Raw genomic sequence first — 15927 nt, 5'->3', positions numbered from 1 at the left:
AAAATTCTTCTTCCGTATCTTTTCCAAGAATTAATCGCCAACGTTTTATATCTTCTTTATAGTCCATTTTTTCGAACCTCCTTAATATTTTAAAAACTAAATTTATGTATTAATAATTTAATTATTTTTTTTTGTCTATTACTCTGTTGATTCTCTCTAAAAAATTTTCTGGAAGATTTGTAATTTTAGCAAAATCATTAAATCGTTCTCTATCTTCATTTTTTATAAAAAAAGCTAATTCTTTTAATATTTCAATTCTTAAAAACTCATTATCCAACAGTAATATTATTACTAAAATCATAGAAAAAATATCATTACTTCCTCTACCATATTTTGAATAATCATTTTTATTTGTTAATTTTAAATATCCATGTTCATTCAACACTTTTTTTAAGTACCTAAAAACCACATATCTTTTTGATTTATAATTTACAAAATTCATTGAATGTGCTATTTCATTACGAAATTTTCTAATTAGAATAAGACTGTTTCTAAATAACTCCTTTGCCTCCATTTTTTCAGTTTGTAAAAAATTAAAAGGTATTATTTTTTCTTTTATTTCTTCAGATAAAAAATCATATAACGATGTCATTTTACTAAAGGTAACTTTTTTAAATAAAATATATGGATTTTCATCACCACTTAATTCGTTTATTTCTTCAATTACATTCCTAATAATTTCTTCACTGTCATTTCTCAATATATAATTTTTAATATTCAGATATTCCTCTTTTCTTACTCCTAAATTCTCAGAAATTACAGATGCCATTTTATTTTTAAAAACTCTTTCAATATATACTGTATATTTGAAAAGTATATTTTGAATACTTCTATCATAATGATAAAATTGAAATATCTTCTCAATTGTAATATTTTCCTTGAATCTTCCATCTTTCATAAACAATTTTTCATAAACTTCTATTACATCAAAAGAAGAAAAATGTTTCAAAATTTCTTTCGCATTATTAATGCTCTCAATTATTAAACCTTTTTCTTTTAATTGCTCTATTTGTTGTTCTATAAATAAAATTTCTTCCCCCATTTTCTCTCCTATTAAATAAAAAAGTCTTGTTATAGAAAACTACAACAAGACCGATGGTCTAAACGACCGATTCATCTTACTGTAAGAATACCATAAAAAATTATTTTTGTCAATTACCTTATTTTCAATTTTTCTTTCAAAAAATTATTTTCAATCAAATATCATCAAAATCAAATTCTTCTAATCCTGCAATTATTTCTTTCTCATTTTCTCCCAGATCATCATTTATTACAGCACTTACATCATTTTTATTCAAGCCCCATATTTCTGCGATATTTTCGGCAATATCGTGCTTTTCATTTGAAGTAAAGTCAGCAAAAGCTCTTCTTAAAAATAATAATGCTCTTTTAAATTCTTCCTCATCTAAGTTTGAAATATAATTTTGGAGTTTTTCCCAAAGTCCAAGTCTTGCAATTAAGGTGTAATGATTTTTCATCGATAGACCTTCAAACCAAGTTGCTCCTAAATCTGCGGGAACTCCTTTTGATAATCTTTTTTCGACTTCTTTTCCAAGTACTTTATTATCAATTTTTCCAGCTTCCAGTAATATAGCCATTGCAAGTCCTGAAATTTTTGTATTTAAATCGTCTCTTTTTGAAATTTCTAAAAGAAGTGAATACCATCTTTCTCTGTCTAAAAAATCATGATTTTCAACTACAGTATGTATTATTATTATACTTTTAGCTAGTTCTACCGCTGCATTATTGTCGCAAAAAGACTCGCTTGGTAATATTAAGCAAACTCTTAAAAAAAGTTGCTCAAGAATAGGAATCAGAACTTTTGTATCTAATTTTCTGATATCGCCATAACGAAGCATTAGTGATAAAGTTGACATTGTCTTGGCTATTTCATCAATAGGGACGTCACCTGTTATAAAATTTTGTAACGCTTGAAACGCTTTTTCTAGTGCTTTTGGCATTCCGCAATAGAAGGCATCTTTCACTATTTCTGCCATTTCTGACAGTGTTTTTGCACCTTCTATTCTTTGCATTAATTCAAAAGCTGTTGCAAATTCAATTGTATCTCCTTTTAAGATTGTTTCCACAATTTCAATTTCTGTTTCTGGTTTCCATTGTAACATCCATTCTTCTGCCCAAGTTGTATTTTCTTGGCGATTTCCAATAAGTTTTGCAAACGAAATATTTAAAACTCTCAATTTATGAAAAAAGAATGAACGTTCCAAGTCCATAAATGCTAATTTTTCTGATTGAACCCTTAATTTTTCCCTCAAATCTAATTTTATTTCTGTCGCTGTTAATGAACGATATTTTTCAAGTTTCAATTCCTTCAATAAATTATAAAAATCTGACTGTATTGACGTTTGAATAGCTTCCTTTGGAATACTTCCTATTTTTTTCCCAACTTCAACATTCGCCATTGCTAAAACTAGTTCTGAGTAGCTTCCGTGTGCCATACAAGTTATCGCTGCATCTTTTATATCCTTTAATGTCGGTATTTTCCCATCATGCAAATTTGCCAATGAAGTTGCTAGATAGACTGCCTCTATAATTTGAGCTGACGATACCATATTTCCATTTTCCCTTTGATATTCTGCAATTTTACTTAAATACATATATGTCGCAAAAAATAGGTCTTCTTTTTCTAAACCATTCCACAAAAATTCATAATACCCTGGTGCCTTATTTCCAGCTCCATAATTTGAATAAGTCGACAATTTATAGTAAGAATAAGGCATTAACGTTTTTTTAGATTCTAATTTTGGTAATTTTTTGATTTCCTTTTCAGTTAAAATCAATTTGCCACTTTCTATTCCTTCAACATGAAAAGCCCCAACAACCATAGCAATTTCATCTATTTTGTAGCCTTCTTTACACACATCAGAAACGACTTTACACATGTACGACTCTCTAATAATATTTTTCGCATCAGACACCGTATTTGATAAAGTCAACTCCCTCAAATGTTTTCCATAATCTCTCGCTCCACTACGATATGCCTTATAATCAGAAGCCTGTTCCACTACTCTTTCCCAAAAGACTTCATCATCTGAATCTTCCGAATATTCATTAATTTTTCTATAAATGTAGGCATTCAAATTTTCCTCTGGATTCTCATCTAAATTTTTCTTTATACTTTCTACACCTAAAAAAATTGAAGATGGCAAATCACAAAATCTGCACTCTACTCCATTTTCCTTTGCCCATAAAATAGCTTGATATTCTGGAGAAAACTCTGCAAATGGATATACTATTGTCTGGATAGGCGCTTCTAAAGTGTAAGCCATTACGGCAATTGGCGGAACAATATTTTTTCCAGTAATTTCGCTAATAAGTTCATTAAAATCAGAAGGCCCTTCTATCAAAACAATTTTTGGCTGTATTTCATCTAAATAATCTCTCAAATAATGTGCTCCAGCTGGTGAAAAATGCCTAACTCCGAATATATTCGGTTTTCCTTCATTTTGTTTTTTCATTTATTCCACCGCCTTTATTTAGTAGCTTTGTTAAGTGCCTTACATTCTTTGTAAAGATCCAGCCATTCTGAACCTCGTTTTTTCATAATATTTTCTAAATATTCTTCCCAAATTTGCCCATCTTTACTATCTTCTTTTACTACAGCTCCCTGCAATCCTGCCGCCAAGTCATAATCTGATATCTCTCCATCCCCAAAACTTCCAGCCAACGCCATACTATTCGCTAAAAGTGAAATAGCTTCTGCAGTCGATAACACATTTGCAGTTGGCTTTATCTTTTGTCTTCCATCTAACGTAACACCTTGACGCAATTCTCTAAATACCGTACAAACTTTTTCAATAACTTCCTCTTCAGGCAATTTCGCATTTAAATCCAAATTCCCTGCAAGTTGCGTAACTCTACTTCTAACAATATCTATCTCTGCTTCAAGTGTATTCGGACTTGGTAACACCACAATATTAAAACGTCTCTTTAACGCTGCCGACATTTCATTAACTCCCTTATCACGAGTATTCGCAGTTGCAATAATAGAGAACCCTTTTTTAGCTGGAACTTCTACATTCAATTCAGGTACACTCATTCTTTTTTCTGACAACAAAGAAATCAACGCATCTTGCACTTCTGACGCACAACGAGAAATTTCTTCCACTCTAGCAATCGCCCCATCTTCCATCGCTTTATAAATCGGACTTGGTATCAATGCATCTTTCGTAGGTCCTTCTGCAATCAACATCGCATAATTCCAAGAATATCTAATTTGCTCTTCAGTCGTTCCCGCTGTCCCTTGAATAACTCGTGTCGAATCTCCATTTATCGCCGCCGTCAAATGCTCCGACAACCAAGATTTTGCAGTCCCTGGCTCCCCAATCAGCAACAATGCCCTATCCGTAACCAAAGTCGAAATTGCAATCTCAACCAATCTTTTATTTCCAATATATTTAGGCGTTATCACTTTTCTTCCAGCTTTCCCTCCACAAATATATGTCAACACTGACTTAGGTGACATTTTCCATCCAGTAGGTATTGGATTTTTTTCCGCCTTAATTAACGCATCAATTTCATCTTGAAACATCTGTTCTGCTGTTAATCTTTGTAATTCTTCTTTTTTAGCCATTTTTTACAACTCCTTCACTTTCATTCCACTATTGAATTTTTTGCTTTTAATTTTTTAAAATTCTTTCAATCTCATATTCATTATATCGATACAATTTTTTATATAATTTCACCATTTTATCTGTAAGTTTATTTTTAGTACACGAACATAATATTGAAATTTCTCTTTGAACATTATATTTTTCCTTTTTGTCAGACAAATCCCTATTTTTCAATCCTTCAACATATTCCTCAACATAATTTTCCAAATAATTCTTAACCCATTGCTGCTCTGTTCTCGCCATATATTCCATATTTTCAAACGGTTTTTTTCTAAAAAATTTATCCCACTCTTTTTTGACTCTCTCATCATCCATATACGCAAGACTTTCAAAAACTTTATTCTTCAATTTTCCACGTTCTTTTTTCATTAAATCTAGAAGATAATCAACGTTATCCTGATCGTATGCCAAAGCTCCAATTGCAACTTCTTTCACTTCTTTTCCACCATTTTCAACACAATATTTATAAAATTCATTTTCCTCACCTTTACAGATATCCTCGATAATTTCCAATCGAGCAATCATTTCCTTTTTACCTTGAGGATTAAATCCTTCTTTCAATAGCGGAACTATCTCTTTCCCCTGTTTCTTTAACATTTGAATCATTAAATCTATAATTCCAGAATAACTATCATTAAGTCCGTTTATCATAAATTTTTTCACTCTAAAATCATTCACTATTTCAGGATTATTCCATCGCAATGTCGAATCAATAACTCTGAAACGACCACCACCAGTTCCTTTAAATGCAGCAATTAATTCGCTCAACTCACTGTAATGAAGTTCTTGATAAAAATTTTCTTTTCCAGCAGTCGTTTCTATTTTTTGCAAATTATCACCTGAATAAGTTGTCGCTTGGGTACAAAGCACCGCATCAAGCAAAGCCAACAAATCTAAAAATAAATCACATTTGTCTTCCTCATCGCCTTCAATCAATTTTTGCCCCATTTCATAAATTTGCTTAAATACTTTGGCAGCCGAAGCATACCCCTTCATTTGATCAACAGCTCTTTGCAAACGAAAATCATCTTTCACCAAATTTATCCCAACAATCGAAACATTTTCAAGCCTATTCTTCAATTCATATAACGGTTCTAAATTCATTTTTTCTCCTTCCTAAACTTCATTCTAAAATCCAAAACGAATAATTTTATCATCAGTTATGATACTTTGTGCTTGGGCATAAATATTTCTACCTTCATAAAATAATTTTACAAACATCACTTGATTTTCCAAACATTCATTTGGCAAAAGTTCATAAAAATTTTCTGAAAATTCCTTGTTTTTCTTATCTCTAAGCTCTATCATCTTTTGATTTTTATCAATTAAAATATATTTTTTCTTACCTTCTTCTTCAACAAACATAATTTTTTCAAATTCTAGTAATAAAGCCACTTCATTATTTGTCAAAATATTTTTCAATTCATTTTTAGCAATTTTTATAGCTTGATCTATACTTTGAGCATGTTTTTTTATCTCTTTATAACAAGAACTTTCAATTTTATCAAAACTAGCAGCATCCCATCTTATTCTCTTATTAACTCCACCTGGATAAAAAGTTAATGTAGGCACCGTCAATAATGAAAAATTAGAATTTTCCTGTTTAATATACTTCATCGCCGAACGAGGTCTATAATTGGCAGTATATGACACTTCCCCACTCTCTAAATCAATCCAGTATCCACAATCTGTAAAAATCTTACTAGCCTCATCATAATTCACTTCAAATGAAAGCTGCACCAATCTCGCATTTTCCTTTTTTAACCCCAAATCATTTAACTGTGTTAACTTCCACACGCCTCCTAAATCCTCATACAACGTATTATCCGTCAATTCTGGATCATTCTTTTCAAGTCGCTCATTCAAAAACTCTCTACCTTTTTTCTCAATCGCCCTCAACTTTTTCAAACATTCTAAAGCCGTCTGATAATGTCCCTTATCCTGATCCTCTTTATACGCCTGAATTTCCAAAAGTAATCTTTGAAACAAAACTTGTGGCCCTGGCAAATAATAATCTCCCAATTGTTTTACAATATCTCGATACTCTGTAATCGAAACGCTCCCCATTGCAGAAAGTCCAACTTTCAACAATTGCGAACTTATTTTCTTTATCAAATCTAGCCCTTCAAGTTGCTTTTTAATTTTCTTTGTTCTAGCTGATTTAGATGCTTTTGAAGAAGTTTTTTTCTTAACTTCCTTTTCCTCATTCGCCCTTTTAGCCTTTAATTTTTCCTTTTTTTCTCTTTTCGCCAAAATATCTTCTGGTATTTCACACTCCTCAAATTTTTTCCCTTTCAATATCTCAAATAACAAAGCTAATCCATGCTTACAAGGAAATTGTCTACTTGGACAAGTACATCGTGTAACAGGATTTTCTTCATCAATAAAATCCACCGAAACCGTATAATTCGATTTCCCACTTCCCTTACACTCGCCCATATACAAAGTATCGTCAACCGAACGCCACAATTTCAAAAATGCCCCTTTATCGCACAATTTTTTTGCATTTGAAATCGCCGAAGCATTCGGAGCCATAGCAAAAATTCTACTCTCCTCTAATTTCTTCACAATACAAACCTCCTTCTTTTTTATCCAAAATTCACTCAATTGTTCTAAATTTATATAAACAAATAACACTAAAACAAATATTGAAAATTTAAGTAAAATAATTTTAATTTTCCTTTTAAATTTTTAAATCGTTTAAACTTATTATAACATAATTTTTTTATAAACTAAACTCTATCTCAAGTTATACTCTACATTATTGTCAAAAAGAAAACATGCAGTTAAAAAGACTGATATAAAATATCAAGAAAAAAATTAATACAGAACTACTGCTTTTAACACTTGACTACAATTTAAAAAAGTGTATACACATAACATATTTTTTATTTTTTAAATAGTATTTAGTATAAAAATAGTTTAAAATTAAACATTAAAAAATTAGGATGACAAAATCAATCACCCTAATAAAAATTCATCATATTCTTGAAAATAACTATCTTTTTATTATTTTTCTTTTGTGCTTTTACTAGCACTTTTACCTTTTTTAACTTCTTTTTTTTCTGAAACTTTTTTATCTACAAAAACAATCTTTTTCACATCATCATAAGTTTTTGCAAAATAGAATTTCATCTGATCTGCAATTTCCTTTGGAAGTTCCTCTGTATCAACTTTGTTATCAAAAGGAAGCACAACATCTCTTATACCAACTCTATGAGCTCCAATTACCTTTTCCTTAATTCCACCAACTGCCAGAACTTCTCCAGTGATTGTAATTTCTCCAGTCATTGCCACATCTTGTCTAACTTCCTTATTAGTCAATACTGAAATTATTGCCGTTGTAATTGTAATTCCTGCTGATGGTCCATCTTTTGGCACTGCTCCTTCAGGAAAGTGCAAGTGAACATCTGTTGTTTCGTTGAATTTTTCTTTTATTCCAAGTTCATTTTTTATGTGCCGTACATAAGAATATGCCACTCTAGCTGATTCCTTCATTACATCTCCCAATTTCCCGGTAAGCTGCAGCACACCTTTTCCTTCCATTTTTACTGCCTGTACTTCTAGAGTTGTTCCTCCAACTGCCGTCCATGCAAGTCCATTTACAACACCGATTTTACCTTCTTTTTCTTTAATTTTATCAATTCTGAATTTGGCATTTCCTAAATATTTTTTTACTTTTGCTTCAGAAACAGAGATTTTTTCACTGTCAGATTTTGATAAAAGTATTTCCTTTGCTATTTTTCTAAACAATTTACCAATTTCTCTTCGTAAATTTCTAACTCCAGCTTCTCTTGTGTACTCATTTATAATTTTCATGACCGCTTTATCAGAAAATGAAACTTTATAATCCTTTAATCCGTTTTCTTCTTGTGTTTGAGGAATTAAATATTTTTTAGCAATATTTAATTTTTCAAATTCTGTGTATGATTCGATTGAAATGATTTCCATTCTATCACGAAGTGGTCCTGGAATTCCTCCCAAATCATTTGCTGTACAAATGAAAAATACATTTGACAAGTCAAAAGTATGATCAATGTAATGGTCTTCAAATGAGTTATTTTGTGCAGGATCTAATACTTCCAGCATTGCTGAAGCAGGATCTCCTCTAAAGTCAGAAGCCATTTTATCAATTTCATCAAACAGCATTACAGGATTATTCACTCCAACCTGTTTCAACGAATTTATAATTCTTCCTGGCATTGCTCCTACATAAGTTCTTCTATGCCCACGAATTTCAGCCTCATCTCTTACTCCACCAAGCGAGATTCTTGTAAATTTTCTGTTCATTGAACGAGCTACCGAATGTGCGAGCGATGTTTTCCCTACGCCTGGAGGGCCTACAAGACAGATAATTGAACCTTTTAATGTTTTATTTAATTTTTTGATTGCCAAAAATTCCAAAATTCTTTCTTTTACTTCTTCCAATCCGTAATGATCTTCATTCAGAATTTTTTCAGCTTTTTTTATATCAATTTCATCGCTAGTAGAAACTTCCCACGGCAATTCAAGCACAGTTTCCAAATATGTTCTAATCACTGAAGATTCTGCAGAAAAATCAGGCATTTTTTTCATTCTTGAAAGTTCTTTCACCAATTTATCTTTTAAGTCCTGAGGAATTTTAGCATCCCTTACTCTTTGATCAAGTTCTTCTAATTCCTCGTCAGAATCTGTTCCTTCTCCCATTTCTTCACGCATTACTTTTATTTTTTCACGTAAATAATAGTTCTTCTGAACTTCTGCCATTTGTTCTTTCACACGATTTTCAATTTCACGTTCAAGCATAAAAATTTCAATTTCTCTTTCAAGTATGCTTAAAATCTTATAGGCTCTTTCTTCCACATCCAGCGTTTCAAGCAGACCTTGCTTCACATCTGTCGCAATCATAAGATTAGTGCAGATTAAATCAAAAACTTTGTCAATACTGCTAATTTCCTTTATATTATAAATAATATCAGGCAGCACTTTATTAGTTTTTTTTGCATATTTTGAAAATTCATCAATAACTTTACGCTTCAAAGCCTCAGCTTTACTTTCGTCAATCGGCTTTGAAAAAATTTCTTCATATTCGGCATAAATAACATCATTTTCATCTTTTGAAAACTGATTGATAAGAACTCTATGTTTAGCTTCTACTAATACTTTTACATTTCCATTTGGCATTTTTACTGTTTGTATAATATGAACTAAAACTCCAGTTTCATATACATCTTCTGGAAATTTTGGCTCTTCCACATTTGCATCCTTTTGCGACGTAAGAACCAGTTTATTATCAAATCTTGCAACAGCTTCTTCAAGACTTTTCAGACTTGACTGCCTACCGATAAAAATCGGAGTTACAACACCTGGAAATACAACTAATTCTCTTGTAGCTATAAATGGTTTGTTTTGCATAATTTCCCCTTTCATACTTTTATTTCAATTATTTAAACATTATTCAACAATTACTTTTTCTTTATCTGTAACTGCTTCTTTAGTAATTATTACCTTTTTAACATTGTCTTTTGATGGAATTTCGTACATTAAGTCAGTCATTACACTTTCAATAATTGAACGAAGTCCTCTTGCTCCAATTTTTCTTTTAAGTGCCAGTCGTGCAATCTCAACAATTGCATCTTTTTCAAACTCCAAATCCACATTTTCCATCTCAAAATATTTTTTATATTGTTTAACAAGTGAATTTTTAGGCTCTGTCAATATTTTTATCATAGCCTCTTCATCAAGTCCATGAAGTGCTGTAATTACAGGCAACCGTCCAATTAACTCTGGAATTAACCCAAATTTTATCAAATCTTCAGGCAGCACATTTTCAAATAAAGTCAAGTCATCCAATTTAGTCTTATTCGTTTCTAGCCCAAATCCAACTCTTTTTTCATTAACTCTATCCTTAACTTTTGCTTCCAGTCCTTCAAATGCTCCACCAACGATAAACAAAATATCCTTTGTATTAATTTCAATCATTTCTTGATTAGGATGTTTTCTCCCACCTTGAGGTGGTACACTTGCAACAGTCCCTTCAATAATTTTAAGCAGTGCCTGCTGAACTCCTTCTCCAGAAACATCCCTTGTAATTGACATATTTTCCGACTTTCTTGCAATTTTATCAATTTCATCAATATAAATAATTCCGTGTTCTGCTGTTTCAATGTCATAATCTGCAGCCTTTATTAACTTCAAAAGCACATTTTCCACATCATCTCCAACATATCCAGCTTCTGTCAACGTTGTGGCATCTGCAATTGCCAAAGGTACATTTAACGTTTTTGCTAGTGTTTGTGCAAGCAAAGTTTTTCCACTTCCAGTAGGCCCCACTAGCAGCACATTAGATTTTTGAAGTTCCACATCGTCATCTGTTTTTTTCTGCTGTTTATGCGTTATTCTCTTAAAATGGTTATAAACCGCTACAGATAATACTTTTTTAGGCTGTTCCTGTCCGATAATATATTCGTCAAGTTTAGCTTTTATTTCTTTAGGCTTTAACAACGTAATTTCCCTATTTTGTTCATTTTCGTCATATTCCCTAAAACTATCCAGCAATTCAGCACTATCTTCTATACATTCATTACAAATAAACACATCATCCTCTTCAGGACTTTGTATAAGTCTTTCTACCTCATCTTCTTCTCTTCCACAAAATGAACAGTAGTTTTTTTTCTTATTTGCCAATATTTTTCACCTCATTTTTTCTTTATATAATTTCTATTTATATATTTTTATTATTAATTTCTATTTTATTATTTTACTTATTATTTTTTTAACGCAGAGGTATCAAGTGCCATACCTCTGCACTCCCGCTTTACGCAAAACTTTTTATAATTTTAAAAATATATTTTAAATAAAGTTTTTATAAAATTTTATCAATTAATCCGTAATTTACAGCTTCTTCTGGTGACATAAAATTATCTCTTTCAGTATCTGCATATATTTCTTCTACTGATTTTCCAGTCGCTTCTGATAAAATTTTACTTGTAATTTCTTTCATTCTTTCAATTTCTTTTGCTTGAATTTGAATATCTGTTGCTTGCCCTCTTGCTCCACCTAATGGTTGATGAATCATTATTCTTGAATTTGGCAATGAGTATCTTTTTCCTTTTGCTCCTGCTGATAATAATACTGCTCCCATACTTGCTGCTTGTCCTACGCAAACTGTAGAAACATCACTTTTAATGTGACGCATTGTATCATAAATTGCAAGTCCAGCTGTGATTACTCCTCCTGGGCTATTTATATACATAACAATATCCTTTTCATTATCCTGTGCATCCAAAAATAATAGTTGAGCTACAATCGCATTTGCCATCCCATCTTCAACTTCTCCGCTTACAAAAATTATTCTATCTTTCAAAAGTCTTGAATAAATATCATAACTTCTTTCTCCACGTCCATCATTTTCAATAACTACTGGACTATATACTGACATATTATTTCCTCCTCTTTCTATAAATTTTTCTTTTATTTTATTATTTTTTGTTTTTTTTCGTTGTCAAATATGCTTGTTATCTCAATTCTTTTTATTTTTACAAAATAGTGAAAAAGAATTTCGCAATAAACTATTTTATCACAAAATTCTTCTAAAATCAAAATATTCTTTTTAATCTGTAATTTTAAAAAAATTACTATTTAACTTTTGCTTCATTCACTAATAAATCAATTGTTTTTTGATTTACTATTCTGTATTTTGTTTCATCAATAAATCTTTCATAATTTCCATTTTTTCTTACATCAGCGATTAATGCATCTTTTTCAATTCCATACATTGCAGCCAATTTTTCAATTTCTTTTGATACTTCTTCATCTGTTGCTTTAATTTGTTCAGCTTTTGCAATTTCAGTTAATACTAATTCTGTTTTTACTGATTTTGCAGCATTTTCTTTTGAGCTTTCTCTCATTGTTTCCATTGTTTGTCCTGTCATTTGGAAATATTGGTTAAGATTCATTCCTTGCATTTGTAACTGTTGTGCAAATCTGTTGATTTGATAATCAATTTCTCTTTGAACTAATGCTTCTGGAACTTCAACTTCTGTTGTATTTACCACAGTTTCTACTACTTTGTTCTTAAATTCATTTTCTGCTCTTGTTTCTTCTCTTTTTGTAATATTTTCTCTAGTTTTGTTTTTCATATCTTCAACAGAGTCAAATCCTAATTCTTTTGCCAAGTCATCATTTAATTCAGCTTCTTCTTTTCTTTTAATTGAATTTACTTTCACTTTAAATAAAGCTGGTTTTCCTTTCAAGTTTTCAACATGATATTCTTCTGGGAATGTAACATTTACACCAAATTCATCACCTTTTTTGTGTCCTGCAATTTGATCTTCAAAAGTGTCAATAAAGCTGTGAGAACCTAATGTCAAATCATATCCTTCAGCTTTTCCACCATTAAATGCTTCTCCATCTATAAATCCTTCAAAGTTAATGTTTACAACATCATCATTTTTAGCTTCTTCATCTTCAGCAACTTCTTTTAATTTTGTAGCACTTTCTTTTAATCTTTCGATTTCTTCGTTTACAGTTTCATCTGTAACTTCTACATTTTCTTTTTCTGCTTCCACACCTTTATATTGTCCTAGTTCAAATGTAGGTAATACAGGTATTGTAAATACAATTTCCACTTTGTCATCGTTATGTTCATATTTTTCAAGTTTAATATCAGCAATTGGTTTTAATTCATTTTCTGCAACTGCTTTTCTATATTCATCAGAAATAATATGATTTAAGATTTCCCCTTCAATTTCCTTTTTAAATTTATTTTCTATAACTTTTGCAGGTACATGTCCTGGACGGAATCCGTCAACTTTTGCATCTTTAAAATGTACTAAAACATGTTCCTTTAAATGTTTTAATTCTTCTCCTTCTCTAACTACTGATACTTCGTAAGTTGTTTCATTTAATTTTTTTACTGCCATTTCTTTAATTCCTCCTAAAATTTTTTGTTATATATAATTTATATTAATTAATTTAATTATTTAAAATCCTTTATTTTTAATTCAATAAATAAATCTGAATGGACAGACTTAAATATTGGAGTATAAACTATTTTAAATTTTTTCTTGTAAAAATTATTTGTTTTTAATTTATGTCCTAAATTGTAGCCAATTACCGAAATAATTCGGTTATTTTTCCTAACAAATCCTTTAAAATGCCGATTATTTATTCCAAACTTTGTCAAATTTAAAAAACTTACATCAGCATCCATGAAATTAGGCTCTTGATTATCCAGTCCAAAAGGTGAAAGTCTATTTATATCATGAAGTCTTCGCTTATTTAGATTTTCAATATTTAGCCAAGAATCAATATACAACATTTTTTGTATATTTTCTCTGCTTTTTCTAGCAAGTTTATTTCGCAAATGTCTTTCTATTTCACCTAAATATTTTTCAGAAACAAGAAATCCTGCCGCCAAATCATGCCCTCCAAATCGTTCCAGCTTATCTGAAACACTTTTTAAAATATCAAAAATATTGATCCCTTCTATACTTCTGCAAGATGCCTTTCCGTATCCATTTTTTATTGAAACTAGAATCACTGGAATGTTATATTTTATAGAAATTCTTGAACATACAACTCCAATTACGCCAGAATGCCATTTTCTGCTTTTCATAAAAATATATTTTGGATGTTCCAGACGCTGTATTTTTTCTTCTAGATCATTATAAATTTCATTTTCCAAGTAACGCCTAATTTTATTGGCACGCTTCATTTCTTCAATTATTGAAAAAAGTTTGAAATCATCATCCTGAATAAAAAAATTTACAACAATTTTTGAGTTATCAATTCTTCCAAGTGCATTAAAAATTGGTGCGATAAAAAATCCAATATCACTAGTCGTTATATTCTGAGGATTTATCTTTAAGTAATTAATAATATACTTCAAACCTTTTATTTTTGTTTTTTTTAAATTATTTAATCCTTTTTTTATAATAAATCTATTTTCATCAGTCATTGGCACAACATCCGCAACTGTCCCAATCATCACAATATCCAGATAATCATACAAAATTTTTTTATTTGTGCCATATTTCTCATAAACTGCATCAGCAAGTTTGAATGCTACTCCAGAGCCAGACAAAGACTTATTTGGATAATTTTTACTGATTTTAGGATTTATTGTAATAATTTCAAGATTTTCTTCCTCATTTTCAAAAGTTCCAGTTTGTCTGTGATGATCTGTTATAATTATGTCGATTCCCCTTCTTTTTAGCATCATTATTTCTTCAGGATTGCTTATTGAGGTATCAACTGTTATAAACAGTTTTGCATCCCATTTTTTTAAAAAAGCTAAAACATGCCTATTTATCCCAGTTCCCTTATGAACACGATTTGGAATATAGTAATCTACATTTAGCCCTAACTTTCTTAACATTATTACTAAATATGCCACTCCAGAAATTCCATCAACATCATAATCTCCATAAATTATAATTTTCTCTTTATTTTTCCCAGCTTTTTGTATTCTTTTAACGGCATTTTCCATATCTTCAAATAAAAATGGATTATGAATGTCCTTTTTATCTGAATTTAAAAATTTCTGTACTTTTTCTTTCGTATTAATTTCCCTATTCAAAAGAAGCCTTGAGATCAATTTACTTTCACCAAATTCAGAACTTTTTGATAGCAAATAATTTTTATCATAGCTTTTTAATTCCCACTTCATTACAAGATTAATCGCTTCCTTTTTCGTATAAGTGAACTACTCCCACTTTTAGAAGCGGGAGCTTCTTGGGAAGTATCTGCTTTTGTTAGCCAAATATATTTACCAAGCTCTTCGGGTAGTCCCTACCCTGATATATTTAGTGTAATACATTTTGCTATAAATATCAATCAAAAATGCAATTCATCTCCCACTTATAGAAGTTGGAGACTTCTTGCTATCTTTTTGTTAAAAATCCTGATTTTAAAGCCATTTTGAATCTTCATCCTATTCAGTATCACTATTTCCTTTTTTTATTTCACTTAATATTGAAGCTATCTTCACACCATATTCAACACTATCATCCAAATGAATTCTCACTTCTGGAACAAATCTTACTGTCAATTGTGACCCAATTTTTTTTCTAAAAAATCCTCTTAATTTATTCAAATCTTCAATAATTTTTTCTTTATTTATATTATTTTTCAAATCAAGTATTGAAAATGTCAAATCAAGATATCTTCCATCTTTGGTAAGCTCTACCTTGTGAATTGTAACAAGATTTTTTATTTTTTCATTTTTTATCTCTGTTAAAAGTGACATTCCAACAATTCTTGAAATTTCTTTTTCCAGCCCTTTTTTTCTTCTATCATTCATAAAACTATCACC

Annotated in this window: 10 protein-coding genes and 1 pseudogene; all 11 read right to left on the bottom strand. The window is 30.4% G+C overall.

The window, feature by feature from the left end; genetic code table 11:
• Nucleotides 1–121 precede the first annotated feature (121 nt).
• The gene (locus tag ACO409_RS04705) at nt 122–1042 is read right to left on the bottom strand and encodes an Abi family protein (protein WP_485555301.1); all 921 of its coding nucleotides are present in this window, start codon (nt 1040–1042) and stop codon (nt 122–124) included.
• 154 nt (nt 1043–1196) lie between these two features.
• Nucleotides 1197–3476, bottom strand: coding sequence for a DUF5682 family protein (locus ACO409_RS04700; RefSeq protein WP_485555299.1), 2280 nt, complete (start codon nt 3474–3476; stop codon nt 1197–1199).
• Between the two features lie 14 nt (nt 3477–3490).
• Nucleotides 3491–4591 (bottom strand): ATP-binding protein, encoded by a 1101-nt coding sequence (locus ACO409_RS04695; RefSeq protein ID WP_060918543.1) that lies wholly within the window; start codon nt 4589–4591, stop codon nt 3491–3493.
• Nucleotides 4592–4646: 55 nt separating this feature from the next.
• A pseudogene (locus ACO409_RS04690) lies at nt 4647–5735 on the bottom strand (hypothetical protein); the annotation flags it as partial.
• A gap of 24 nt (nt 5736–5759) precedes the next feature.
• Nucleotides 5760–7166 (bottom strand): SWIM zinc finger family protein, encoded by a 1407-nt coding sequence (locus ACO409_RS04685; protein ID WP_485555305.1) that lies wholly within the window; start codon nt 7164–7166, stop codon nt 5760–5762.
• A 474-nt stretch (nt 7167–7640) separates the two neighbouring features.
• Nucleotides 7641–10025: an endopeptidase La gene (lon, locus tag ACO409_RS04680; RefSeq protein WP_485555297.1), complete on the bottom strand. Its 2385-nt coding sequence runs from the start codon at nt 10023–10025 to the stop codon at nt 7641–7643.
• A gap of 39 nt (nt 10026–10064) precedes the next feature.
• Nucleotides 10065–11297: an ATP-dependent Clp protease ATP-binding subunit ClpX gene (gene clpX, locus ACO409_RS04675; RefSeq protein ID WP_485555295.1), complete on the bottom strand. Its 1233-nt coding sequence runs from the start codon at nt 11295–11297 to the stop codon at nt 10065–10067.
• Between the two features lie 178 nt (nt 11298–11475).
• Nucleotides 11476–12051 (bottom strand): ATP-dependent Clp endopeptidase proteolytic subunit ClpP, encoded by a 576-nt coding sequence (clpP, locus tag ACO409_RS04670; protein WP_018450081.1) that lies wholly within the window; start codon nt 12049–12051, stop codon nt 11476–11478.
• 196 nt (nt 12052–12247) lie between these two features.
• On the bottom strand, nt 12248–13534 hold the full coding sequence (tig, locus tag ACO409_RS04665) for a trigger factor (RefSeq protein WP_485555293.1): 1287 nt from the start codon (nt 13532–13534) through the stop codon (nt 12248–12250).
• Between the two features lie 56 nt (nt 13535–13590).
• Nucleotides 13591–15282, bottom strand: coding sequence for a single-stranded-DNA-specific exonuclease RecJ (recJ, locus tag ACO409_RS04660; RefSeq protein WP_485555291.1), 1692 nt, complete (start codon nt 15280–15282; stop codon nt 13591–13593).
• A gap of 264 nt (nt 15283–15546) precedes the next feature.
• Nucleotides 15547–15915 carry a 30S ribosome-binding factor RbfA gene (gene rbfA, locus ACO409_RS04655; RefSeq protein WP_485555289.1) on the bottom strand — a complete coding sequence of 123 codons (369 nt, stop codon included), beginning with the start codon at nt 15913–15915 and terminating at the stop codon, nt 15547–15549.
• Nucleotides 15916–15927: the final 12 nt, after the last annotated feature.

The organism is Leptotrichia sp. (assembly GCF_057270615.1).
Note: the sequence above shows the minus strand (reverse complement) of the source record. Positions and strands in the feature narration are given on the sequence as shown.